Source organism: Streptomyces sp. NPDC097619, from assembly GCF_040302735.1.
GTDB lineage: Bacteria > Actinomycetota > Actinomycetes > Streptomycetales > Streptomycetaceae > Streptomyces.
Genome location: NZ_JBEOSD010000126.1, coordinates 1 through 25139, shown reverse-complemented (window position 1 = coordinate 25139; position 25139 = coordinate 1). Strand labels below are relative to the sequence as shown.

Genomic DNA, 25139 nt, shown 5'->3' with positions numbered 1-25139 from the left:
ACGAGCGCGGGGCGGGCCTCCCCGGAGCTCCGGGGAGGCCCGCCCCGCGCTCGTACGGATCACCCGTCAGGTAGTGTCCGGGCCCTGACGGCGGAGTCGGCAGCCGGCTCCGACGCGCTTCGAACACCCTGGTCAGGACACCGTCCGGCCGTTTCCCCGGAGGACCCGTGTCCCTGCCCGCGCCCCGCTCCGCCACCCGGGTCGACGACCTGCTCGCCCGGGCCCGTGCGCGGACCGACGCGGTGGTCCGGGACCTGCTGGAGCGGGTGGAGCCCGGTCCGGCGCGGATCCTCGCCTACCAGTGGGGGTGGCAGGACGCCGAGGGGCGGGAGCTCCCCGCCGGCGGACCGGGGCGGGGGAAGGCCGTCCGGGCCGCGCTCGTCTTCGCCGCCGCCCGCGCCTGCGGTGACCCCGATCCCCATCCCCATCCCGATTCCGATCCCGATCCCGATTCCGATCCCGGGTCCGGCGTCGGACGAGGCCCCGGACGAGGCGCCGGACCCGCCCCCGACGCGGCGGCGCTGCTGACCGCCTCCGCGGCCGCCGTCGAACTCCTCCACGCCCTCTCCCTCCTCCACGACGACGTGATGGACGGCGATGCCCTCCGCCGCGGCCGCCCGGCGGCCTGGCGGGTGTTCGGGGCCGAGGCCGTCGAAGAGGCCGTCCGCGCCCTCACCCCGCACGCCCTCGACCTCGCGTTCACCACCTTGCCCACCCCGGCGGGCGGGGAAGGCGACCCCGGCGACACCCGGGCCCTGCGCGCCTCCGCGCAGGTCACCGGACTCCTCGGGGAGGCCCTCGTCCGCCTCGCCCAGGGCCAGGCCCTCGACCTCGCCCTGGAGGAGGAACCGGCCCCAGAGGCGGCCGCCACCCTCCGCGTGCACGCCGACAAGACCGGCTCCCTCTTCGCCTGCGCCTGCGCCCTGGGCGCGGTCCCGGCGGCCCCCGGGGCCGTCGACGACCTCGCCGCGTTCGGCGAACACCTCGGCATCGCCTTCCAGATCGTCGACGACCTCCTCGGGATCTGGGGCGACCCGGCCGTCACCGGGAAACCGGCCGGTGCCGACCTCACCGCCCGCAAGAAGTCCCACCCGGTGGCGGTGGCCCTGGCCCCCACGCCCGAAGCCCCCGACCTGGCCCGTCGGCTCCGCGCGCGCTACGCCCTGCCCCGCCCGTGGACGGAGCGGGAGACCCGGGAGGTACGGGACCTCCTCGACCGCAGCGGGGCCCGCGAGGTCTCGCGCGCGGTGGCCCTGGCGCACGAACGGGCGGCCCTCGCGGCCCTGGACCGGATCCGTCCGGCCTCGGAGGAAGCGGGACGGGACCTCCGTACCCTCGCCGCCTTCGTCACCGACCGGAGCCACTGAACCCCGGGGCGGAAGGCCGAGATCAGTGGGGGGCGCCCGGGGGCGTCGCGTGCTCCCGCGCCCGCTCACGGCCTCGCTCCCCCTCAGGATTCCTCTGCCACGGCGCGGGTCGGTCGAAGGCGTTGGGCAGGCCCGCCGCGTACAGGGCGTCGTCCAGGGCGCGCAGCCGGGCGAGTTCGGGGGCCTCGGGCCGTCCGCGCACCACGCAGCCGGCGGCCCGGGAACCGGCCGCCGCGAGCAGGGCGTTGACGGCCGCCTTGGCGCTCTGGTCGGCGGCCTCCATGGTTGCCAGGTTGAGGTCCACGTCCACGTGGTCCCCGGCCTGGAAGAGGTTGGGGACCTTCCCGGCGGGGCGGGGCCGCCACCGTCGCGAGCCGGCGGTGCTGATCAGCAGCGGCTCGGTGTTGACGAGGGGTGCCCCGGGCTCCGTCGGCCACCGGACCGCCGGGTCCAGGAACCAGGAGTGCACCAGGCCGGGGGAGAGCAGGGCGCGGCCGTCCCGCCTCAGGGAGACGGCCAGTTGGTGCCACACCTCCCGGACCACCTCCTCGCGGGTGCAGGCGCGGGCGGGCTTCCCCGTCAGGGGACCGGGCACGTCCCAGGCCGACACGTCCACGGACAGGCAGTCCCGTACGGTGCCGTCACCGTAGCGGGCGGGGAAGTCGATCCCGGTCCAGAACTGGGCCTGGGTGAGGGAGGTCAGGGCCCACGGCGAGTCCACGTGGACGACGTGGCCGCGCGCGAGCGGGACCGGTTCGCGCAGGAAGAACTGCATCCCGGTCATCCAGTCCGTCTCCAGCCGGTCGATGTCGGTCAGGGACTCGTCGAGCTCGCAGACCTCCGGGCCGAGGGTCCGTACGGCGGCCTCGGCGGGTACGGCGCAGACGAACCAGTCCGCCTCGATCTCCCGGACCGCGCCCGACGGGGTGCGGACGGCCGCGGCCCGCACCGCGCCGCCGGCGGTGCGCAGCCGCAGGACGCGGTGTCCCACCAGGAACCGCACCCCGAGCCGCGCCAGGTGTCGGGCCCACGGTCCGATCCAGGCCTCCGTGGTGGGGGCGTCCAGCACCCGGTCGGCCTCGGCGTGGTCGGAGCCGCCCAGCAGCCCCGACCAGAACTCGACCTGGGTGCGGCCGATGGACGCCACGCCGGCCACCTCGGCCTTCGCGGCCACCAGGGTGCGGGTGGGGCCGATCACGCAGAGTCGCCGGTACTCCTCCGAGGCGCCGGCCCCCGCCGTGAACTCCCACCAGGAGGTGTTCTCGAACTCGGCGTCGTGGCGGGCCGGACCGCTGGTGGCGTACACGAGGAGTCGGTTCGCGAAGTGGGCGCTCTCCTCGGCGGACAGGCCCGGGGTGCGGGCGAGCAGCCGGCCCACGGCCCGCAGGGTCGCCGCGGTGGTCCGCTCCGTGGGGCCGCCCGCGATGTCCACGACCACGCCGTCGCGGCCCCCGTCCCGCGCGTACAGCACCTCCGAGGTGGCGACGAGCCGGTCGGCGACGGTCCGACCGGGCCGCGCGGGGTCCCCCGGTCCGGTGGCGGGCGCGGGGATCCGGGCCATGGTCTCGGTGACGTTGCGGTAGAAGCCGGGGAAGAAGCGGAAGCCGTGCTCGCCCGGGAGGTCCCCGCGCCCGTCCCGGCCGGTGCCGAGCATGGGGATGCTGCGGGCCTTGCCGCCCAGCGCGCGGGCCTCGACGACGGTGACGGCGAAGCCCCGTTCGGTCAGTTCCATCGCCGCGGTCAACCCGGCCGGCCCGCCCCCGACGACGACCACCCGCCGCCCCGACCCCGTTCCGGCTCCCGCCCCCACGCCCGCACCCACGCGTCCCGCCCCCGCCCCGCTCCGCTGCCGACGGGCCCGCGCCCCCGCCCCTGACCAAGATCACCGTACCGGGCCCGGCCCCGCCCTCCCGCCGCCGCCCGGCGGGCTGTCAGTGGGCGCCGGCAAGATCACCGGTATGGTTTTCACACGTACGACGCCGGCGCGGCCCGTCGACATGGCGGCAGTCTTCCCCGAGCTCGCCCCGCTGGCGCGGGCCGCCGTCCGCCTGCACCCGCGGCCCGGATCGCCCTCGGCGGGGGACAGTTCGGTGGGCGGCCCGCTGCTGTGGCCCGCCGGGGAGGCGTGGCCGCACTGCGGGGAGGCGCACGTGAACACCGGGTTCCGGCGGCAGCTCGCCGAGGAGCGGCTGGAACGGCGCATCCGGGCCAGGCGCTACCGCGAGCCCGACGGCCCCGAGCTGACGCCCGAAGAGACGGCGGCCGGGGAACGCAACGCCGCGGCCCGCGCCACCCGGCTCGACGGCGGCGGCCCGCCGCCCTCCGAACGGCCCGTCCCCCTGCTGCCCGTGGCCCAGTTGTACCTGCGCGACGTACCGCTCCTGGCGACGCCGGGGCGGGCCGATCTGCTCCAGGTCCTCTGGTGCCCGTACGAGCACGGCGAGGCCAAACCCATGGTCGCGGTCTTCTGGCGGACGGCCACCGAGGTGAGGGATCCGCTCGTCGCGCCCCCGGAGCCCTTCGAGGCCGACTGGCCGGGCTACGTGCCGGAGCCCTGCCTGCTGGCTCCCGAAACCGTCACCGAGTACCCCGACAGCATGGAACTGAGCCCGGAACTCCGGCGACGACTGGAGGATCCCGAGCAGTGGCGGACCGCCGGTGCCGCCCCGCCCACCCCCTGGGACGAGTACCCGGAGGACTACTACCGCGGAGCCCTGAGCTGGGCTCCGGGCTGGAAGGTCGGCGGCTGGGCGCCGTGGGGCCGCACGGACCCCTACCCTCAGGACTGCGCCGCCTGCGGGGCGCGGATGACGCCGCTCCTCACGATCGCCTCCTTCGAGTGGGACGGCGATCTCCGGCGCGACTGGGCCCCCGCCGAGGACCGGGAGGCGGCGTACGCGGACTCCTACGCCGGCGTCAGCCCCGCCCAGCCCACCCAGGTGGAGGTGGGCAGCACCGACAACATGCAGCTCTACGTCTGCCCGGCCGACCCCGGACACCCCCACGTCGACCTGATCCAGTGACCGGCCCGCCGTGCGGCGCGTCCGGAACGGGGCGTGGCCTCGGGGCGGTTCACTCGTTGGGCCGGGCATGATCAAGAAGACCGTGACCCTCGCCTTGGCGGCCGGTGCCGCCGCCCTCTCCTGCGCATCCCCCGCCCTGGCCGACGACGGCCTCGACGGCACCCTCAAGCCGCTGGTCGACTCCAGCACCGTCGCCAAGAACGTGGTGACGAAGCCCGACGTGTCCGTGGACAGCACGGTCGCCGCCCTCGGCAAGGCCACCGAGCAGGTAACCGCCGCGCAGGGCTGACCGGTCGGATGGTCGGGGGCCGCTCCCCACGGGACGCGGCCCCCGCCCACCCGCCGGTCGTCCGGCGGAGACGTTCCTCGGAGTTCCTGTCTCAGGTGGCGCTCAGGGCGCTCGTCGGGTCCAGCCGGGCGGCGCGGACGGCCGGGTACAAGCCGGCCAGGGCGCCGATGGCCAGGGTGGAGGCGAGACCTCCGAGGAGGGACCAGGGCGGGACCACCGCAGTCCAGCCCTGCGCGGCGGCGAAGGCGTACGTGGCGCCCGCCCCGAGGACGGCCCCCGCCGCCCCGCCGATCGCCGACAACAGCAGCGCCTCCGTCAGGAACTGCGCCCGGATCGCGCCCCGCGTCGCGCCGAGGGCCCGGCGCAGGCCGATCTCCGGACGGCGCTCCAGCACCGACACCACCATGGTGTTGGCGACCCCGACCCCGCCGACCAGCAGGGCCACGCTGCCGAGGCCGAGCATCAGCGCCGTCAGCCCCCGGTCGGTGGCCGTCTTCGCGGCGAGCGCGTCGGAGGGCCGGGACACCTTCACCCCACCGGGCGCGCCGGGACTGACCGTGCGGGCCAGCACGGTCAGCACGTCCTTGACGGACGCGTCCGAGGACCGTTCGAACACGGTGGTGGGGTGCCCGTCGAAGCCGAACAGCCGTTCCGCCGCGGGGAATCCCACCAGCGCCACCCGGTCCAGGACGGGGACCAGCGGGGCCGCCCGCCTCCACCTCACCGCCACCGACCTCGCCGAAGCCGTCCGCACCACCCTCGCCCTGCGCGGTTGGAGCACGGAGGTCACCCTCCAGGTTCCCGCGCCCGTCCACGCCGCCGTGGACCGGCGCCGCTTCGACGTGATCATCGCCAATCTCGTCGGCAACGCCCTCCGCCACGGTGCGCCCCCCGTCACGGTGACCCTCACCGCCGATCCCCGGCAGATCACGGTCGAGGTCACCGATGAAGGTCCCGGCCTCGGACCCGACGCCCTGCCCCGCGTCTTCGACCGCTTCTACAAGGCCGACTCGGCCCGTACCCGCTCCGACGGCAGCGGACTGGGCACCGCCATCGCCCTGGAGAACGCCCGCCTCCACGGCGGCACCATCGAGGCGGCCGACCGGGACGGCCCCGGAGCCGCGTTCGTTCTGCGACTGCCGACCCGCGCACCCGAGGAGGACACGCCGTGACCCCGTCCCCCATCCGGCGCGCGCCGCACCCCCGGGCCACCCGCCCGGCCGCCGTTCTCCTCCCCCTCCTGCTGGCCCTCACCAGCTGCGGCATCCAACCCAGTGGAGTGGTCCGGGCCGGCGAACCCGCCACCGGGATCACCCGGGGCCTCCGCCTCTACTTCGTCACCCCCTCCGGACGCCTCGAAGGCGTCTCCCGCCCCGACACCGAGATCACCGAACCGGCGGGGGCGATCAAACTCCTCGGGGCCGGACCCACCCGCGCCGAACAGGACCGCGGCCTCACCAGCCTGGTCACCGCCCTCCCGTACGAGATCACCGCTGACGGCAACCGCCTCACCGTGGCCTCCCCCGACACCGCCTTCGCCGCGGACGCCGAGGCGGGCTCGCCAACGGTCAGCTCGGCTGCACCCTGGCCCGCGCCCGCGGCCTCCTCGACCCCACCGTCCGCCCCGACGAGGTGGAGGTCACCCTCCGGGGCACCGCGGGCTCCTTCGGGCCCTACCGCTGCGCCCAGTTCCTCGCGGGCTGACCCGCGCTCGGGCCGCGCCGTCCGGGCGGTTCGCGTGGGCGGCGGCGAGTTCGATGAGGGTGCCCAGACCGAGTTTGGCCGGCGTGCGGGAGACGTGGGCCTGCACCGTGCGGGTGGAGACGTACAGGCTGCGGGCGATGTCCGGTTCCAGCCCGGCGAGCTGCACGAGCTGGGTGCGGTGCTCGGTCAGGGCGGCGGCCAGGTGCTCGGGCAGCGGCCCGGCCAGGGTCGCGTCGACCAGGGCCAGGGCGCCGGGCGCGTCGCCCCGCACGGTCCGGGTGAAGATCAGCACCCGGTGCAGCCGGGCCGTCCGCGCCGGATCGGCGGTCTGCTCCAGAGCCGCACGGGCCACGGCCTCCGCGCGCGCCATCTGGCCGGATCGGGCCAGCGCGCGGGCCCGCCGGATCGCCAGGTCGGCGGCGGCCGCCGAGGTGGTCGCGTCGCCCGAGCCGGCCCCCGAGAGGAGGTCCGCCTCCACCGCCCGGGCGTGCGCCAGTTCCTCCTCCGCCGCGTGCACCGCCGACAGCACCGCCTCCGGCGGAGCGCCCGGGGCGGACCACGTGCCGGATCCGGTCGGCGGGCTCCCAGTGACCGGCCGCGGCGGCGTGCAGCACCCGCAGCAGGGGACCGGGCACGTCCCGCACCACGGCCTCCCGCAGCCCGCCCTCCGGGAACCACAGCCGGCCCTCCCGTCGAGGGCCGGCACCCCGCGGCCGCGCAGCGTCTGCACGGCTTCCACCGCCGCGACCGGGCCCAGCTCCGCGACCGCGGCGAGCTCCTCCGCGGAGGCCGGCCGGCCGAGTACGGCGAGGGTACGGGCGGCCTGCCGGGCCGGACCCTGGAGGGCGGACACGACGGCGCCGACCGGGTCCGCCGGCCCACCGCGCGCGATCCGGTCCGCCTCCTCGCCCGGCAGCAGCCCCAGGACCTCCCCGTTGACAGTGAGCCGGGCCCTTCCCTCGTCCCCCTTCCCCCGTTTTCTCCCTCGCTCCCCGCCCTCGCCCCTCGTACGCGATCTCGGGCGGAGTCCGTGGCGTGCGGCCGGTGGCGGGGGCCACGCCCGTAACGTCGGCACATGCCCGAGATCGCTTCCGGCGCCCCCGAGCCCGAGCGCGGACCCGAACCCCGGCCCGGATCCGAGCCCCGGGGCGGGGAGGCCGCCGGCCCCGCGCCGGCCTCCCCGCCCGGTGCCGCCGGCCCCGCCGAACCGAGGCACGCCACCTGGCTGGAGCTGTTCTTCGACCTCGTCGCGGTCGCGGGCGTCGCCCAGCTCGCGCACCTGCTGTACGGGGAACCCGACGGCCGGGACCTGGCCCTGTACGCCGTCCTCTTCGTGGCCTTCTGGACAGCCTGGGTCAACACCACCCTCTACGGCAACGTGGCCGCCGACAGTACCCGGACCCGCACCCTGCTGCTCGGCATGTTCGGGCTCGCGGTGATGGCCTCGGCCGTCCACGGGGTCCGGGAGGGGGACCGCACCGGGGCCTTCGCCCTCGCCTACGTCCTGGTGCGGTTCTCCGCCGGACAGGTCTGGCAGAACCGGCACCAGAACGTGGCGGGCTGGCCGGTGGCGGGGTTCACCGTCGGCGTCGCCCCGTGGATCGCCTCGCTCTGGGCTCCGGAGGAGGCCCGGCTCTGGCTGTGGGCGGGCGGGCTCGCCATCGACCTCGCCCTCACCCTCGCCGCACCGACCCGCACCGGCCCCGGCGATCGGGACGAGCGGGCGGGTGACCGCCCCGCCGCGGCCGCCGCCCGCATCGACCCGCGCCACCTGGCCGAACGGCTCGGCCTGTTCACCCTGATCGTGCTCGGCGAGGGCGTCTACCAGCTCGTCGACGCCGCCTCCGAAGCCCCCTGGGACCGCGACCTCTTCATCGGCGGCCCCGCCGCCTTCCTCGCCCTCGTCCTGGTGTGGTCCCTGTCCCTGCGGAAGGGCCGCGAGGCCCTGCCCTTCCTCCCCGCCGGCGACCGCACCACCCCGCGCCTCGCCCTGGGCCTCCACTGCTGCGCCACCGGCTGCCTGGCCGCCCTCGCCGCCGGCATGGGCGCCACCCTCGCACACGAGGAGGCCGGCGGGCTGCCGGCGAGCAGCCTGATCATGGCCGCAGGCGCGGCCGGGTACCTCCTGATCGCCTCCGCCGTCCGCATCGGCGCCCACCCCGCCTCCTGGCGGCGCACCGCCGCCGGATCCGTGCCGGCGCTCGCCCTGTGCCTGCTCACCGCCCTCACCGCGGACGAGGGCACCCCGGCCCACCGGATCCTGCTCGTCACCGCGGCCCTGGCCTGCCTCTCCGCCACCGGCCGCACCCCGCACCACTCCCGCCCCGACCGCCGGGCGGTACCACACACCACCTGAACCGGCCCGCGCCGAGCGGGAACCACCGCCGGGCACCGCACGTCGAAGGCCCATGTCGACCTCACCCGCACGCCGGCCCGCCTCCGCCACCGTGCCGGCCGCGCTCTGCCTCGCGCTGGCCGCGGCCCTGCTCACCGGCTGCTCCCCGGCCGCCGAACAGCGGGGCGGCGGCGGAGCGGCGGGCGCGGGCGACGGGGTCGGCGGGACGGCCGCGAGCAGTCCGCGCGCCCACCGCGCCCTCCCGTTCGAGCTGTACACGCACTGCGGCATCGACGAGGCCCGGGTCGGCACCACCTACTTCGAAGCGGAGACCCCGCTCTCCGACGGCTCGGGCAATCCGCCCGAGGGCTGGGACAACCCCGTCCAGCGCGGCACCATGACCCTGGAGTCCGCCACCGCGGCCGTCTTCACCGACGAGGCCGGCCACGAGGTCCGCTTCCGCGCCCGCCCGGGCGCCACCGCCTTCAAGCGCATCTGCGCCTAGCGGACGGCCCGGAACGGGGTCCGTTCCGGGCCGTCCTGAGGAGGGGTCAGACCGCCGGGCGGAGTTCCAGGGTGCAGCACTTGATGCTGCCGCCGGCCTTGAGGAGCTCGGAGAGGTCCAGGCCGACGGGGAGGTAGCCGCGGGAGCGGAGCTGTTCGGCGAGGTCGACGGCGCCTTCGGGCAGGACGACGTTGAGTCCGTCGGAGGTGGCGTTGAGGCCGAAGGCGCGGGCGTCGGCGTCGGTGGCGATGAGGGCGTCGGGGAAGAGGCGTCGCAGGACGGCCTGGCTGCCGGGGGAGAAGGCCGGCGGGTAGTAGGCGATGGTCTCGTCGTCGAGGACGCTCAGGGCGGTGTCGAGGTGGTAGTAGTTCGGGTCCACCAGCGTCAGGCTGATGACGGGGCGGCCGAAGTACTCCTGGGCCTCGGCGTGTGAGCGGGGGTCGCTGCGGAAGCCGGTGCCGGCCAGGAGCAGGTCGCCCACGAGCAGGTAGTCGCCCTCGCCCTCGTTGACCACGGAGGCCGTGACGGGGTCGGCGAAGCCGTTGTGGTGGAGCCAGTCGCGGTAGGCCGGTCCCTCGGCTATCCGCTCGGCGTCGCGGAAGCGGGCGACGAGGGCCCGTCCGTCGATGACGGTGCCGCCGTTCGCGGCGAACACCATGTCGGGCAGCCCCTCCACGGGCTCGATCAGGTCCACCCTGTGCCCCAACCCCAGGTACACCGCGCGCAACTGCTCCCACTGTGCCACCGCCAGCTCCGTGTCCACCGGCTTGCCGGGGTCCATCCACGGGTTGATGGAGTAGACGACGTCGAAGTGGGTGGGGCGGCACATCAGGTAGTGCCGGGGCGTCGCAGTGCGCATGGGTGGGCGTCCCTGGGGTCGTGGTCGGGCGGCCGGGTGTCGGTGCCCGTCGGCGAGGTGGGGTGGGGTGTACCCGCACCGTCTGAGGGGTCGCGGACGTGCCGTCCGGAGCGGGCCGAGGCGGCCCGACCCGGCCGCGCGCCGTGATCCCGGAGAAGTAAAGCAAGGCTTACCTAATCTCTGCAACGCTGCTCTTTCGGACGGAAGTTGGCGGATCTTCAACCCCACCGGCTCACGGACGCCGGTACGCGGACCGAACGCGGCGGATGACGGGCGTGTCCGGGAGGGAGGGAACGGCCCCGTCATCCGCCGCGCCCGGCGACCGCGCTACTTGACGGGGTGGAAGGTCCAGCGCTGGTTGAGCTGCTGCTCGCCCAGGCAGGTCCACTGGAACACGTTCGCCGCGTTCAGTTGGGAAGCACCCTCCACGTCCAGGCACTTCCCGCTGTGCTGGGCCAGGATGGCGTACGTCCACATGCCGTACTGGAACCTCTCGTCGGCCAGGAACCACCGCTGGTTCCTCGCCGCGTCGCCCAGGCAGTCCCACTGGAAGACGTTGGCGGCGTCCTTGCTCGACTTGCCCTGCACGTCGAGGCACTTGCGGCTGTGCACCGGGCTGATGTTCATGATCCCGTCGATGTCGGGCCGCAGGTACCACTGCTGGTTCTCGTTCTGCCAACCGGGGGAGAGGCACGGCCACTGGAACACGTCGGCGCCGTTCGCCAGTGAGCCGCCCTGCACGTCCAGGCACTTCTCGCTGTGCACGGCCCTGATCTGGTGCACCTTCCCGAACTGCACGTCCGTCATCCGCACCGGACTGGAAATGGACTGTGCGGACACCTCACGGCCGGATTCCCGGGGTCCGGCCGTACCGGGGCGGGACGCGGGGGTCGCGTCGGAGCCGTCCGTGGCCGCCGCGGTCGGGGGGATGGCCAGTGCGCCCAGCAGGAGTGCGGACAGGGCCGCGATGGTGCCGGTGCGTACCGAGTGCCTCATGTGTTCTCTCCGTGGTCGAGTGGTCGAGAGATGTCGCGTGGTCCGGTCGGCCGACGGCCGGTTGTCGAGCGGCCGGTGGCGCGGATGACGGGGGCCGCCTCCCCCCGTGCCGGGTGGGGCTCCCGGCGGTGGCGGCCCCCGTCGTGAACCAGGTTGCGGGGGAGTCGGGTTGTTGCGCCGCAGGTCACGGGCCTTGAAACAATTCCGTTCGGTGGCCGGCGGAGCCGACCGGGTTCAGGGGCGGCCGGTGGGGGAGCGGGGCGGGGGCGGGCAGGGGTCGAGGTCGGGAAGGTCCGGGACGAGCGCGCGCCGGCGGGCGGGGTCGGGGGGACCGAGGCCGCGGGCGCACAGGGCGGCGGCCGCCGCCTCGGGGGCGACCGGGTGCAGGAGCGGGGCGGTGTGACGGCCCTGGGCGAGGACGTCGGTGCCGTCGGGGGTGAAGGACAGCCGGGCCACCGGTTCGCCGGGGCCGGGGAGGGGGGCGCCCAGCGGGGTGCGGGCGGTGAGGTCCCACAGGCGGACCGCACCCGTCACGTCCCCGGTGGCCAGCAGGCGGCCGTCCGGGGAGAACGCGGCGGCCGTGAACCAGCCCGGAGTGCCGTCGGTGCCGTGCGGGCCGCCGTCGAGGGCGGTGAGGGTCCCGACGGGCGGGTCCTCCCACAGGGTGAGGCGACCGCTGCCCTCGGCGAGGGCGAGCAGGTGCCCGTCGCGGCGGTACGCGACGGCGAACCGGGAACCGAGGAGCCCGGGCACGGTGCTGCCCAGGTACTTCTCACCGGGCGGGCCGTCGCCGCCGGGCAGATCCACCACCGTGCCGTCCTGCTGGACCAGGGCCCCGCCGTCGGGCCGGAGCACGAGGGGTTCGTCCGGTGTCACCGGCTGGATCGGCAGGCCCGTGCCGAAGTCCAGGATCGAGGTGGACCCGTCGGCCGCCGTGGCCACCGCGTACACGACCGCCTTGCCCTCGCGCCGTACCGGGGCCAGCGCGGTGATGACGGGCGGGTCGGAGGTCGCCGCACTCCCGCGGGGCGGGCTCACGTCGGGCAGGGGCTCGCGGCGCCGGACGTCCCAGACCTTCACCGTCGTGACGGAAGGGGCCAGGGTGGCCGCCGGGCCGTAGGCGAAGAGGCTGCCGTCCGGACTGAACCCGCCCACGGCCGGCCCGGTCCGGGACGCGCCGATCCGCAGCGGCAGGGCGGGCAGTCGGGCCGTGGGGCGGGCCGAGGGTGAGAGCGGGTCGGCGCGGTCCCCGCCGCCCCGGACACCGGAGTACAACTCGGGGACGACCCGGTCGCCCCGCCGCCGGAGGATCACCGTCACGGAGCCGTCCGGCGAGGTGTGGACGGCGTCGGAGCCCCGCGCGGACCAGTCGGCGCCCCGCAGCGGGCCCAACCGCAGCGCCCCCACCCGGCGCTGGTCGGCGTACACGTACCGCAGCAGCCCGGCCCGGTCGTCGATGCGCACGTCGGTGGGCCGGGCGTGGCTCAGGTCCTGGTGCAGGGCGAGCGGTACGGGGCGGTCGTCCGCCGTCCGCCACACCCGGGCCGCCTGCGGGGTCACGGCCGCCAGGAGGCTGCCGTCGCGGTTGAAGGAGAAGCCGGTGACCCCGGCCGCCGGCAGCACCCGTGGCTCCGGATCACCGGGCCGGGCCGACCAGAGCAGGAGCCCGGTGCCCAGCCGGATCGCCAGCCGGGACCCGTCGGGGCTCAGCCGCAGCGCGTCCGTGGTGCAGGTGCCGGCGGGAACCGACGGAACAGCGCGTACGGCGGGCGGGTGAGGCGCGGACGGTCCGCCGGGCGCGGAGGCGTCGCCGGGCGGGCCGCCCGCGAGGCGGCGCCGCTCCGGGACCGCCCACAGTTCGATGCCCCCCGGCCCGCACAGGGCCAGGCGGCGGCCGTCCGCGCCGAGCGCCACCCCCGGGGCCTCTCCGGCGGCGGGCGCGGCGAACACCTGGCGGCGGCGGCCGGTGTCCCACAGCCGTACCGTCCCTGGGGCGGCCACCGCCAGGGTCCGGCCGTCACCGCTCCAGGTGAGGCCCGTGGCCGTGGTCAGACCGGTCAGGACGAGCGTGCTCGCGACGGAACCCCGCAGGTCCACGAGGCGCACCTCGGCCCACCGGCGGGTGCTGTTGCCGGGGGTGCCGCCCTGGCTGAGGAGAGCGGAGCGGGTGCCGTCGGGGCTGGGCCGCACCCGGCCCGGCGGGTCCGCGGGCGCGGGTCGCACGGCGGGCCTTCCCGCCGGCCGCCCGGGGCCCGGGTCCTGCGGGGCGAGGACTTCGGGGGACGCGTACGGGGCGGGCGGGACCCGTACGGACAGCGGGAGCCGGTACCAGGACCGCTTGGTGCGCGCCCGCAGGTCCCACAGTTCGACGAACTGCGATCCGAGCACGGTCACGGTGCGGCCCTCCGGGTCGGCGAACTCGCTCCGCTCGCGGCCGTTGCCGTCGCCCACGGTCAGGGCGGGCTCCGCCCGGTCCCCGAGGGCGGCGAACAGACCCGCCCCGGTCTGCGGGGTCGCCGCCAGCCGCCAGGCCGTGAGGTTGAGCCGGGCCGCCGCCCCGGGGTCCCCCGCCCGCAGGCCCTCCGCGACGGCCACCGCCCGCAGCGCCACGGACACGTCGTGCCGCTCCCGGGCCGTCCGGCCGGCCTGCCAGGCGACGATACCCGCCAACAGGGCCACCACGACGGCCAGGGCCAGCAGCGCCCGGGTGGCGCGGCGGCGGAACGCGGCCCGGCCGCGGGCCTGCGTACTGGCGGCGAGGAAGGCGGCCTCGGAGGGAGTCAGCCAGTGCGGGCCGTCGTCGGGCAGCCGGCGCAGCAGCGGGGCCAGTGTCGTGAGCAGTGCCGCCGGGGCGAGCGCGCTGGGGTCGCGGTCGAGCTGTTCCCAGCTGTCGGCGGCCGTGCCGAGCCGGTGGTGCAGGCGCAGGTGCTCGCGGTCGTCCGCGACCCAGGCGCGCAGCCGCGGCCAGGCGGTGAGCAGGGTCTCGTGGGACAGCTCGACGGTGTCCCGGTCGAGGGTCACCAGCCGGGCCGTGGCGAGCGCGTCCAGGACCGGGCCCACCTCTTCCGCCGGGCCGAGATCGGCGCGGCGGGCGGGCCGGCGGGTGTCGGGGAGGGCCTCGCAGCCCGGTCGGACCAGGCGCAGCAGGATCCGTCGGGCGGTGCGTTCCCGTGCGGGGCCGAGGCGGGCGTACGTCGCCTCGGCGCTGCGGGCGACCGCGCCGTGCACGCCGCCGGTGCGCTCGTACGCCTCCAGGGTCAGCCGGCCGGCGGTGCGGCGCTGCCAGATCTCCAGGAGCGTGTGGGAGAGCAGCGGCAGCGCGGCGGAGTTGCCGTGGACCTCGTCGACGAGCCGTGCCGTGAGGGGCCGTTCCACCACCACGGAACGGGCGGCGGCCGGGCCGACGATGGCCTGGCGGAGTTCCTCCCGGCTCATGGGGGTGACGGCCAGGGAGGCGGCCCCCACCACGGCCCCGAGGGCCGGGTCGGCGAGGCAGTGGGGGTAGAAGTCCGCGCGGATGCCGAGGACCACGCGGATCCGGGCGCCGTCCGTCCGGACGGCGTGCAGGAGTTCCTTGACGAAGAGAGCGCGTTCCTCGTCGGTGCAGAGGGTGAACACCTCCTCGAACTGGTCCACGATGAGCCAGGTGTCGCCCGGTGCGCCGGCGGGGGCGAGGTTCGCCCGGTGCCGGTCCAGGGGGTGGGCTCCCGGGGTGAGGAGCCGGACCGCCGCCGCCGTGCTGCCGGGCTCCCGCAGCCGGGGGACGAGTCCGGCCCGCAGCAGGGAGGACTTCCCGCTCCCGGAAGGGCCGAAGACGGCCGTCACCCGGTGCGTGCGGGTGAGGGCGGCCAAGTCGTCCACCAACCGGTCGCGGCCGAAGTAGCGCTCCCGGTCGCCCGGTTCGTACCGGGCGAGGCCGAGGTAGGGGGCGGGTGCGGTCGGCTGTTCGGCCTCCCGCGCGGCCAGCGCGTCGGCGGCGCGCTGCCAGCGGTCCCGCCACTCCCGAGGGTCCCCGCCGCAGGCCGAGGCGTACGCGAGGACCACGGGCAGGGTGGGCAGCTGCTCCCCGGCGGCGGCCCGGGAGAGGGTGGCCACTGAGTAGGTGCCGCTCCGCCGGGCCATCACGGCATAGGTGGGTCCGCCCGCCGAACGGCGCAACTCCCGTAACGCGATGGCCAGTTCGGCCGCAGGGCCGCTCGCGGGATCCAGCGGCTTCTCCTGACGCCCCACATCCGCCCCCTCCCGACGGAGTCCGGTCGCTCCGTCCAGAGGACGCACCCAACAGCCCGCCCGCCCGCCGCCACAAGGCACGTTCGCGCCGTGTGGGGGCGCCGGTGGACCGGGCCGCGCCGACTGGCGCGATCCGTTCCCCGGCTCCGGCCCCGGTGCCGGTGGACGCGGACGAACCGAAGCGACGGCAGCGACGGCATCGGCGGCTGAGCCGGAAACGGACGGCGCACCCTCCGAGTAGCCCGGAGGGGGTGCCGAAAACGGGTACCGAAAGCGGGTGCCTGAAGGCGAGTCACGGAGGCGGGTGGCGGGAGCGGTGAGGGCCGGCCCCGGCCGGATCCCGGAGCCGGAGACCGGGCCACGGCGGCCGGCGCCTCACCGCCGCTGTCCCACCGGTCCTGTCCTCACCGCTCGCGTCCTGTCCGCCGCTGTCCTCGCCGCGCGGCTACTTGAACTCGGTGAAGCCGAGGCGGAGGTGTTGCAGGTCGCCCGCCACGTCGAGGGTGCCGGCCTTGATGTCGCGGACCTGGGCCTCGGTGAGGGCCTTACCGAAGAGCCGTACGTCGTCCAGGCCGCCGCGGAAGAGCTGGTTCACTCCGGCCGACTGGTTCGGGAAGTCGGGCCGGGCGCCGATGTGGATGGTGAACTGGCCGGTCGGTGAGGCGTGGCCGACCAGCGCGTGTGGCGCGGTGAACTCGGCGCCCCCGGGCAGCTGCGGGCCGCCGTCGACGAGGAGCACGAGCTTCCCGGCGGTCCGCTGGAAGGCCACGTGGTGCCACTTGCCGTCGGCGTACGCGGAGTCGGCGGTCACCTCGGCGATGCCGTCGGTGGTCTCGATCCGGCCCTTCAGCAGCCCCTTGGAGCCGGTCGCGCCGGGCTCGGCGACCACGGAGAACTGCGGTACGCGCACGTTCGGCTTGGTCGGGTCGGGCATGCCGTAGGCCCAGATCACGGGCCGGGGGCCGGTGACGTCGGTGTGCCGGAACCAGGCCGTCACCGTGAAGTCGTCGTTCTTGACGCGGAGGTTCTCGGCGCAGCTGACCACGCGCAGGTAGTCGTCCTGCCCGTCCAGTTCGATGGCCTTGCCGGAGCCGCGGCTGCCGATCACGGCGCCCCCCTCCACCAGGGCGTCGTTGCCCTTCGCGGGGCTCTCGTCGAGGATCCGCGGGCGCCGCAGCTCGGTGCGGGCCGCGTCCATGGCGCCGGTGGTGAAGGACTTGAAGGCCAGGTTCCCGTGGGGGATCTTGTCGGCGGTCTCGTAGAGGACGCCGATGCGGTCCTTCGTGACCAGGGCGAGGTCGGAGTAGCCGGTCCGGCCGGCGGAGACGACCGTGCCGACGGTCTGCCAGGTCCGGCCCTCGTCGACGGAGGAGCGGATGGCCAGCTCGCGGCGGTCCTCCAGCGGGTTGGGGCCGAGGCGGGCGGGCCCGGAGTACAGCAGGCGGTTGTCGGCGTCGCCGCGGTCCTTGGCGGTCAGGCGCAGCAGGGAACCGTAGGTGTGCGAGGTGTCCAGCCCGTCCACGTGCGTGAACGGGGCGGCGAAGGTGGCGCCGCCGTCGGTGCTGGTGGTGTGGAGGCGGTGCCGGGTGTTGCCGCAGCGGTCGGGCTCCGAGCTGCGGGCGTTGACGTACACCTCGCCGGTGACGGTCTCGGCGACGGTGACCTCCGCCGGGTACGCCCCGCTCTTGGGGGCGCCCTCGGAGACGGCGCCCAGCTGCCAGGTCAGCCGCCGTCGTCGCTGTAGTTCAGGTGGGCCCCGCCCTTGGAGTCGTTGTCCGAGGTGTGGTCACCGGGGACGACGAGCCGGCCGTGCTGGGGGCCCCGGCTGAGCTGGATGCCGTGGCCGGGCCCGGTGGACACCCAGCCCCAGCCCGGAGCCTTCCGCTGCGGCAGGGGCCGCCCCGCCGACCAGGTGAGGCCGCCGTCCAGGCTGTGGGTGACGTGGATGGTCCGCGGCAGGCCGGCGCGGGAGGGGTTGGCGGAGTCCCGGTTCCAGTCGCTGCTGGCGTACAGCAGGGAGATCCGGCCGGTGACGGCGTCCACGACCGGGGCCGGGTTGCCGTGGGCGAGCTGGTCCCCGGCGCCCACGACGACGGTCAGCGCGCTCCACGTGGCGCCGCCGTCGGTGGACCTCTTCAGGATCAGGTCGTTCTCGCCGACGTCGGCGCAGTTCCTGGCGGGCCGGTTGCGGCCCTCCGCGAAGGCGAGCAGGACTCCCTCACGGGTGGTGACCAGGGCGGGGATCCGCGTGCAGTAGTAGTCGCTCTGGGCCTTGAACGGTATGGACTCCACGCCCTGGACCGCGGGGGGTGCCGCCGCCGGGGCGGCCGTCGCGCGGGTCGACGGCGTGAGGGTGACGGCCGCCGCGAGGAGGGCGGCGAGGGCGCAGAGCCAGGCGACGAGCCCGGCTCCGCGCAGTCCCGAAGGACCGGTGGATGGATGGGACATGGTTCCCCGTCGGTCGGTGCGTACGCGGGTGTTCGACGCGTACGCGGGCGAGGGCGCGGGGGAGCGGACGCGTGCCCGATCACGCGCGCGGGCGCCCGTGATCGGCGGCGCGCAGCCCCCCCCGGCCTGGTCGGATGCGGTGCACGAGGGTCGAACGGGCCCGGCGCGCACACCGTACGCGTGCGTGTACGATGTGCGCAACCGGGTGGCCGGAAGTGGCCCACCAGGTGTTTTCGGGCCCGATCCGCCCAGACGGCCGCGCTCCGGACGGAGCGTTCGGCGGGGCATCGCCGGAGGGTCACCCTCCGGTGTGCGGGCCCGGGAGCCGCGCGCGCCGGGGCCTGGTGGGACACGGGGGTGTCCACCGGGCCGCCCGGCGCGTCGGGCGTGCCGGAGCGACGGCCGGGCGGGAGCCCGACCCGCCCGGCGGGGGGAGTCGGGTCAGCGCGGCATCCGGGCGGCCAGCCCGTCGAGGAAGATGTCGAGCCCGTTCACGAACTTCCGGTCGCGGATCCCCACGGGGTCCGCCACGAGCAGCCGGTGCTCCTCGGCGTTCTCGGGCGTGGTCGGCAGCACCTCGGCGAGGAACTCGCCCTCGGTCAGCCCGGACCGCGCCACCGTGGTGAGCCAGGCGGACTCGGTCGCGCTCATGCCGATCGCGTACGAGAACACGGCGTCGATCGCGGTGGGCACGTCCTCCGGCGCGAGCCCGTCGAAGAGCCCGGCCAGCCCCTCGACCACCCCCGACAGGTTCGGCCCCTGGTAGGCCAGGCCCGCCCGCCCCAGCTCCGCGCACAGCCAAGGATGGCGGATCGCCGTCGCCCGGAAGGACTGGGCGCACTCCGACACGGCCGCCCGCCAGTCCGCGCCGCCGCCCTCCGGGACGAACACCTCGCCCAGCACCTCGTCCACGGCGAGCTCCATCAGCTCGTCCTTGTTGGCGACGTGCCGGTAGGCCGACGTGGCCCCGGCGTTGAGCCGCGCGCCCAGCCCCCGCATCGTCAGCGCCTCGGTACCGTCCGCGTCCAGCATCGCGATGGCCTCCCGCAGGATGACCTCCCGGCTCAGGCTCACCTGCCTCGGCGACGGCTTGGGACGCGCCCACACGGACGGAACGGGACGGGACTTGGCTGCCACGGGGTGGTTCCTCCAGTACTGCGCACGATGTTCACACCGAGGGTACAAGCGGAATTCCCCGAGCTCACCCACGCTGCGCCCCCGGATCGAAAACCCCCGGTCCGAGGGGCGGACCGGTCGAGCCGCCCGATCCCGGGGCGTACCTTGTTGCATGGTTGTTGCACCTGCACCATGCATGCGAGAGGAACCGGAAGTGGGGCATGCCCGTTGCCTTCCGTCCCCGCGCCATCCGCAAGCATGGCGTGCTTCAAGCCGTTTTCGGGGTCGGATTCGAAACGGTCTGCCACCGTCTGTCCACCCTCCAGCGCACCGGGCTGCGCGGCGTCCCCTTCTCCTTCCTGCGGGCCGACCGCGCCGGCAACATCTCCAAACGGCAGTCCGCCACCGACTTCCACTTCTCCCGGCTCGGCGGCACCTGCCCCCTGTGGACCGTCTACGGGGCCTTCTCCGCGCCCGGCCGGATCCTCACCCAGGTCGCCGAGATGCCCGACGGCAAGAAGTACTTCTGGATCGCCCGCACCGTCACCCGCGGCGGATACGGCCACCACGCCCCCCGCGCCGACTTCGCCGTGGCCCTGGGCTGCGAACTCCGACACGCCGCCCACCTGGTCTACGCGGACGGCATCGCCCTGGACGACCCCCGGGCCCGCACCCCCATCGGACTCGGCTGCCGCATCTGCGAACGGCAGGACTGCGCCCAGCGGGCCCGGCCCCCGGCCGGCGGCAGCCTCGCCGTCGACCCCGACCGCCGCACCCACATCCCCTACCCCGTGGTCCGCGAGCCCTGACCCCGAGGGCCCGCCACCCCTGGTTGTCTCATTTCCGCATCCGGATCGTGGACAACGCTCGCCTCGGGGCCGTCCGGCGTCCTAGGGTGACGAACGCAGCTGGTTCGCCCCGTCCGCCAGGCGGGATGCGTCGCAAGAGGGAACCCGGTGGGAATCCGGGACTGCCCCGCAGCGGTGAGCGGGAACGACCGCCGTCATACGCACTGGGACCGGAGAAACGGTCCTGGGAAGCGACGGCCAGTAGGTGCCCGCCGGCAGGAGTACGAATGCCGGCAGGCGTGCCCGCGAGTCCGAAGACCTGCCCGTTGCCCGTACGCGGACGATTCCGCGCACGGTTCTCCCGGTGACCTCGTGGGCGGGTCGGCGTGCTTTCAGGCGGGTGGTGCTCCCGTCGCGTACCCCTGTGGCGCGACCGGACGACCCGCCCGTTCCGGCACCCCTTTCGCGCTCCCGGTCGGCACCGGGTCCATGGAGACATGCTCGCGAAGGAGAGTTCCGTGACCACCGAGTCCGCAGCCGCGGCAGCCCGCGCCACCGTCCATGGCTACCCCCGACAGGGTGCCGACCGTGAGTTGAAGAAGGCGATCGAGGGCTACTGGAAGGGCGGGGTCACCGCCGACGACCTGCGCCGGACCGCAGCCGATCTCCGCCGCACGAACTGGCAGGAACTGACCGCGGCCGGTATCGACGAGGTACCGACCGGCGACTTCTCGTACTACGACCACGTCCTGGACACCAGCGTCATGGTCGGCGCCGTCCCCGCCCGGCACCGCGAGGCGGTGGCCGCGGACGCCCTCGACGGGTACTTCGCCATGGCCCGCGGCAACCGCGACGTGGCGCCGCTGGAGATGACCAAGTGGTTCGACACGAACTACCACTACCTGGTCCCCGAACTGGGCCCCGACACCGTCTTCACCGCGAACTCCGCCAAGCAGGTGGCCGAGTTCAAGGAGGCCCTCGCCCTCGGGCACACCGCCCGACCCGTCCTCGTCGGCCCGGTGACCTACCTGCTGCTGGCCAAGCCCGCCCCCGGCGTCGACCCCGCCTTCGAACCACTGACCCTGCTGGACCGGCTGCTCCCCGTCTACGCCGAGGTCCTCGCCGACCTCCGCGCCGCCGGCGCCGACTGGGTCCAGCTCGACGAGCCCGCCCTGGTCCAGGACCGCACCCCGGCCGAACTCAACGCCGCCACCCGCACCTACCGCGAGCTCGGCGCCCTGACCGACCGCCCCAAGCTGCTGGTCGCCTCCTACTTCGACCGCCTCGGCGACGCCCTGCCGATCCTGGCCGCCGCCCCCGTGGAGGGCCTGGCCCTGGACTTCACCGGCGCCGCCGCCGCGAACCTCGACGCCCTCGCCGCCGCCGGCGGTCTGCCGGGCAAGCGCCTGGTCGCCGGTGTCGTCAACGGCCGCAACATCTGGATCAACGACCACCAGAAGTCCCTGACCACCCTCGCCATCCTCCTCGGCCTGGCCGACCGCGTGGACGTCGCCTCCTCCTGCTCCCTGCTGCACGTCCCCCTCGACGCCGCCGCCGAACGCGACATCGACCCCCAGATCCGCCGCTGGCTGGCCTTCGCCCGCCAGAAGGCCGCCGAGATCTCCACCCTCGCCCGCGGCCTCGCCCAGGGCACCGACACCATCAGCGCCGAACTCGCCGCCAACCGCGCCGACCTGGCCTCCCGGAGCGGCTCCGCCATCACCCGCGACCCGGCGGTCCGGGCCCGCACCGCCGCCGTCACCGCCGCCGACGGCCGCCGCTCCCAGCCCTACGACCAGAGGACCGCGGCCCAGCGTGCCCACCTCGGCCTGCCCGTGCTGCCCACCACCACCATCGGCTCCTTCCCGCAGACCGACGAGCTGCGCGTGGCCCGCGCCGACCTGCGGGCCGGACGCATCGACGCCGCCGGCTACGAGGAGCGGATCGAGAACGAGATCCGCGAGGTCATCTCCTTCCAGGAGAAGACCGGCATCGACGTCCTCGTGCACGGCGAACCCGAACGCAACGACATGGTGCAGTACTTCGCCGAACAGCTCACCGGCTACGTCGCCACCCAGGAGGGCTGGGTCCAGTCCTACGGCACCCGCTACGTCCGCCCGCCGGTCCTGGCCGGCGACATCTCCCGCCCGGACCCGATGACGGTCCGCTGGACCACCTTCGCCCAGGCCCAGACCACCAAGCCGGTCAAGGGCATGCTGACCGGCCCGGTCACCATGCTCGCCTGGTCCTTCGTCCGCGACGACCAGCCCCTCGGCGAGACCGCCCGCCAGGTGGCCCTCGCCCTCCGCGACGAGGTGAACGACCTCGAAGCCGCCGGCACCTCCGTCATCCAGGTCGACGAGCCCGCCCTCCGCGAAACCCTGCCGCTGCGCGCCGCCGACCACGCGGAGTACCTGGCCTGGGCCACCGAGGCCTTCCGCCTCAGCACCAGCGGGGTCCGGCCGGACACCCAGATCCACACCCACATGTGCTACGCCGAGTTCGGCGACATCGTCCAGGCCATCGACGACCTCGACGCCGACGTCATCAGCCTGGAGGCCACCCGCTCCCACATGCAGGTCGCCGGCGAACTCGCCGCGCACGGCTACCCCCGCGAGGCCGGACCGGGCGTCTGGGACATCCACTCCCCGCGCGTCCCCGGCACCGAGGAGGCCGCCACCCTGCTCCGCAAGGGCCTGGAGGCCATCCCGGCCGAACGGCTCTGGGTCAACCCCGACTGCGGCCTGAAGACCCGCGGCTGGACCGAGACCCGCGCCTCCTTGGAGAACCTGGTCGCGGCAGCCCGCGCGGTCCGCTCCGAACTCGCGGACCCCACGGACGCACGGGCCTGACCGGTCCGATCGGTTCGGTTGGACCGGTCGGTCCGATCGGATCGGTCGGTCCACCTGGCCGGGCGCCGGGCCCGCGGTCACCCGACCGCGGGCCCGGGGATGCCCTGCCGGTCCCTGCCTGCCGGTCCTTGCCTGTCGGGGGCCGGCCCCGGCACGGTGCGGGTGTGCCCGCCCCGGCACGCGTACGGGCGCGCCCGGCCTCCGGGGCGCCCGTATCCGCCCGCCCCGGGGGCCCGCCCCGGCTCGCCCCGCCCCGGTCCGTCCCGTCGCCCCGCCCCCTTGGAGAGCCCATGACCTCCCCACCCCCCGCCGGCCGCATCACCGTCCTCGGCGCCGCCGGCCCCCGCTTCGAAGAAGTCCTCACCCCGGCCGCGCTCGCGTTCCTCGCATGCCTCGACTCCACCTTCGCCCGGCGCCGGCACGGCCTCCTCACCGAACGCCGCCACCGGTCCGACCGGCTCGCCTCCGGCTCCCGCCTCGACTTCCCCCGCGCCACCTCGGCCGTCCGGGATGACCCCACCTGGCGGGTGGCACCCCCCGCCCCCGGACTCGCCGACCGCCGCGTCGAGATCACCGGCCCGCCGGACCGCGACACCGCCCGGGCCGCCCTCCGCTCCGGCGCCCAGGTCTGGACGGCCGACTTCGAGGACGCCACCTCGCCGCTCTGGCACAACCTCATCGCGGGCCAACTCACCCTCCTCGACGCGGTCACGGGCCGACTCGACGGCCCCACGGACGGGCACCCGAAGGCGGACGCCCCGACCCGGACGACCACTTCGCGCCCCACCCTGATGGTCCGCCCGCGCGGCTGGCACCTCGACGAGGAACACCTCCTCCTCGACGGCCGACCCGTGGCCGCGGCCCTGGTCGACTTCGGCCTGTACTTCTTCCACTGCGCCCGCCGACAGATCGACTCCGGCTCCGGCCCGTACTTCTACCTCCCCAAGCTGGAGAACCGGTACGAAGCCCGGCTCTGGAACGACGTGTTCGTCCTCGCCCAGCAGCTCCTGGACATCCCCCGGGGCACCGTCCGCGCCACCGTCCTGATCGAGACCGTCCCCGCGGCCTTCGAGATGGAGGAGATCCTCTACGAGCTGCGCGAGCACGCGGCCGGCCTCAACGCCGGACGCTGGGACTACCTCTTCAGCCTGCTCAAGACCTTCGGCCACTGCACCGACTTCCTGCTCCCGGACCGCACGGCCGTCACCATGAACGCCCCGTTCATGAGGGCGTACACGGAACTCCTCGTGGACTCCTGCCACCGGCGAGGCGCGCCCGCGATCGGCGGCATGGTCACCCACCTGCCGGACGGTACGACCGAGGGGTCCCGCACCGCCCTGGCCACGGCCCGCCACGACGCCGAGCGCGAGGCCGCCGAGGGCTTCGACGGCGCCTGGGTCACCCGCCCCGAGCTGGTGCCCGTCTGCCGGGAAGCCTTCGACCGCGCGGCCGTCGACCGGACCGCCCTCGACCGGACCGCCCTCGATCGGGAGACCGAGGGCCGCCCGCACGCGACCGACGCGCCGGACCGGGACCGGGGCGTCACGGCCGCGGACCTGCTCGCCGTGCGACGCAACGTGGTCCCGCCGGACCCGGACGGGATCCGCACCAACGTCGCCGTCGCGCTCCGCTACTTCGACACCTGGCTCGGCGGGCACGGCGTCCTGGCACGCGACGGTCTCCTGGAGGACACCGCCACCGCCGAGATCGCCCGCGTGCAGCTCTGGCAGTGGCTGCGCCACCGCCTCCTCACCCGGCAGCGGCTCACGGCCCTCATCGAGGAGGAGTACGCCGCACTGGCCGCGGAGAGTCCCGGCCCGCGGGCGGCGGAGGCCCGCGCGATCCTGGAGTCCACCGTCTTCAGCCGGCACCTGCCCGACTTCTTCACCCCCGGCGCCTACACCCGGTACCTCGTACGGAACGCGGAGGTCCCGGAATGACCGCCCCGGCCCCGGTGGCGGGGCTGCCCGCCTGGGACCGGTGCGCGGTCATGGGAGTCGTCAACGTCACCCCGGACTCGTTCTCCGACGGCGGCCGCTGGTTCGACACGGCCGCCGCCGTGAAACGCGGACTGGACCTGGTGGCCGACGGAGCCGACCTCGTCGACGTGGGCGGCGAATCCACCCGTCCCGGCGCCGCCCGCATCGAGGAGGAGGAGGAACTGCGCCGGGTCCTCCCGGTCGTGCGCGGTCTGGCCGCCGAAGGGGTCACGGTCTCCGTGGACACCATGCGCGCCACCGTCGCCGAACGGGCCGTCGCCGCCGGCGCCGCCCTCGTCAACGACGTCAGCGGCGGCCTCGCCGACCCCGGCATGCTCCCGGCCGCGGCGGCCTGCGGGGTGCCCTTCGTCCTGATGCACTGGCGCGGGTTCGGCCACGACATGCACACCCGGGCCGTCTACGGTGACGTCCTCTCCGAGGTCGTCACCGAGCTCCGCGTCCGCCTGCACGCCGCCGCCGACGCCGGGATCCGCCCCGAACACCTCGTCATCGATCCGGGCCTCGGCTTCGCCAAGGAGGCCCACCACGACCTCGCCCACCCCCTTGCCGGCGCGGCCGAGGAAGAACCCCGCCACGGCGGCGCCGGCGAGGAAGGTGCCCGGCCGTCGACGCGCGAAGTCCCGCACG

Annotated in this window: 16 protein-coding genes, 3 pseudogenes and 1 riboswitch; of the genes and pseudogenes, 10 read left to right on the top strand and 9 right to left on the bottom strand. The window is 75.4% G+C overall.

The annotated features are described in order from the left end of the window. Positions 1-167 precede the first annotated feature (167 nt). Positions 168-1367, top strand: a complete 1200-nt coding sequence (locus ABTZ17_RS27515) for a polyprenyl synthetase family protein (RefSeq protein ID WP_352198426.1) — start codon at positions 168-170, stop codon at positions 1365-1367. 22 nt (positions 1368-1389) lie between these two features. Here ABTZ17_RS27515 and ABTZ17_RS27510 read toward each other — a convergent pair whose 3' ends face one another. Then, complete coding sequence (locus tag ABTZ17_RS27510) at positions 1390-3141, bottom strand: hydroxysqualene dehydroxylase (protein ID WP_352198425.1); 1752 nt, start codon at positions 3139-3141, stop codon at positions 1390-1392. Between the two features lie 184 nt (positions 3142-3325). Here ABTZ17_RS27510 and ABTZ17_RS27505 point away from each other — a divergent pair, with 184 nt between their 5' ends. Together ABTZ17_RS27505 and ABTZ17_RS27500 are read left to right on the top strand one after the other, a co-directional pair. Further along, positions 3326-4390, top strand: coding sequence for a hypothetical protein (locus ABTZ17_RS27505; protein ID WP_352198424.1), 1065 nt, complete (start codon positions 3326-3328; stop codon positions 4388-4390). A 67-nt stretch (positions 4391-4457) separates the two neighbouring features. Next, on the top strand, positions 4458-4679 hold the full coding sequence (locus ABTZ17_RS27500) for a hypothetical protein (protein WP_352198423.1): 222 nt from the start codon (positions 4458-4460) through the stop codon (positions 4677-4679). A gap of 91 nt (positions 4680-4770) precedes the next feature. Here ABTZ17_RS27500 and ABTZ17_RS27495 read toward each other — a convergent pair. Next, a pseudogene (locus tag ABTZ17_RS27495) lies at positions 4771-5379 on the bottom strand (ABC transporter permease); the annotation flags it as partial. Between ABTZ17_RS27495 and ABTZ17_RS27490 the strand changes: the two are divergent. Continuing rightward, positions 5297-5851: a sensor histidine kinase gene (locus ABTZ17_RS27490; RefSeq protein ID WP_352198422.1), complete on the top strand. Its 555-nt coding sequence runs from the start codon at positions 5297-5299 to the stop codon at positions 5849-5851. The pseudogene ABTZ17_RS27495 and the gene ABTZ17_RS27490 overlap by 83 nt on opposite strands. Positions 5852-6318: 467 nt before the next feature. Here ABTZ17_RS27490 and ABTZ17_RS27485 read toward each other — a convergent pair whose 3' ends face one another. Then, positions 6319-6900, bottom strand: a complete 582-nt coding sequence (locus tag ABTZ17_RS27485) for a hypothetical protein (protein ID WP_352198421.1) — start codon at positions 6898-6900, stop codon at positions 6319-6321. 558 nt (positions 6901-7458) lie between these two features. Between ABTZ17_RS27485 and ABTZ17_RS27480 the strand changes: the two genes are divergently transcribed. Together ABTZ17_RS27480 and ABTZ17_RS27475 are read left to right on the top strand one after the other, a co-directional pair. Beyond that, the gene (locus ABTZ17_RS27480) at positions 7459-8739 is read left to right on the top strand and encodes a low temperature requirement protein A (protein WP_352198420.1); all 1281 of its coding nucleotides are present in this window, start codon (positions 7459-7461) and stop codon (positions 8737-8739) included. Positions 8740-8791: 52 nt separating this feature from the next. Continuing rightward, positions 8792-9223, top strand: a complete 432-nt coding sequence (locus ABTZ17_RS27475; protein ID WP_352198419.1) for a hypothetical protein — start codon at positions 8792-8794, stop codon at positions 9221-9223. Positions 9224-9269: 46 nt separating this feature from the next. Here the strand turns inward: ABTZ17_RS27475 and ddaH are convergent. The 6 genes and pseudogenes from ddaH to ABTZ17_RS27445 all read right to left on the bottom strand — a co-directional run. Beyond that, positions 9270-10088: pseudogene (ddaH, locus tag ABTZ17_RS27470) on the bottom strand (dimethylargininase); the annotation flags it as partial. 321 nt (positions 10089-10409) lie between these two features. After that, on the bottom strand, positions 10410-11078 hold the full coding sequence (locus ABTZ17_RS27465; RefSeq protein ID WP_352198417.1) for an RICIN domain-containing protein: 669 nt from the start codon (positions 11076-11078) through the stop codon (positions 10410-10412). A 234-nt stretch (positions 11079-11312) separates the two neighbouring features. Continuing rightward, positions 11313-15308, bottom strand: a complete 3996-nt coding sequence (locus ABTZ17_RS27460) for an nSTAND1 domain-containing NTPase (protein WP_352198416.1) — start codon at positions 15306-15308, stop codon at positions 11313-11315. A 445-nt stretch (positions 15309-15753) separates the two neighbouring features. Then, positions 15754-16941 carry a LamG-like jellyroll fold domain-containing protein gene (locus ABTZ17_RS27455; protein WP_352198415.1) on the bottom strand — a complete coding sequence of 396 codons (1188 nt, stop codon included), beginning with the start codon at positions 16939-16941 and terminating at the stop codon, positions 15754-15756. Positions 16942-17030: 89 nt separating this feature from the next. Then, entirely contained in the window at positions 17031-17756 is a 726-nt protein-coding gene (locus tag ABTZ17_RS27450) for an exo-alpha-sialidase (protein ID WP_352198414.1), read from the bottom strand. 441 nt (positions 17757-18197) lie between these two features. Then, on the bottom strand, positions 18198-18893 hold the full coding sequence (locus ABTZ17_RS27445) for a TetR/AcrR family transcriptional regulator (RefSeq protein WP_352198413.1): 696 nt from the start codon (positions 18891-18893) through the stop codon (positions 18198-18200). Positions 18894-19135: 242 nt separating this feature from the next. On the opposite strand from ABTZ17_RS27445, the pseudogene ABTZ17_RS27440 reads away from it, so the two are divergent. From ABTZ17_RS27440 to folP, 4 genes and pseudogenes are all read left to right on the top strand, one after another. Next, positions 19136-19681, top strand: a pseudogene (locus ABTZ17_RS27440) (helix-turn-helix domain-containing protein); the annotation flags it as partial. An 83-nt stretch (positions 19682-19764) separates the two neighbouring features. Then, a riboswitch (cobalamin riboswitch) is annotated at positions 19765-20001 on the top strand. Between the two features lie 177 nt (positions 20002-20178). Beyond that, a complete protein-coding gene (gene metE, locus ABTZ17_RS27435; RefSeq protein WP_352198412.1) occupies positions 20179-22512 on the top strand; it encodes a 5-methyltetrahydropteroyltriglutamate--homocysteine S-methyltransferase in 2334 nt (777 codons plus the stop codon). 290 nt (positions 22513-22802) lie between these two features. Next, a complete protein-coding gene (locus ABTZ17_RS27430; protein WP_352198411.1) occupies positions 22803-24452 on the top strand; it encodes a malate synthase in 1650 nt (549 codons plus the stop codon). Then, the coding region (gene folP, locus ABTZ17_RS27425) for a dihydropteroate synthase (RefSeq protein ID WP_352198410.1) at positions 24449-25139 on the top strand (691 nt) is incomplete at its 3' end. The genes ABTZ17_RS27430 and folP, both read left to right, overlap by 4 nt.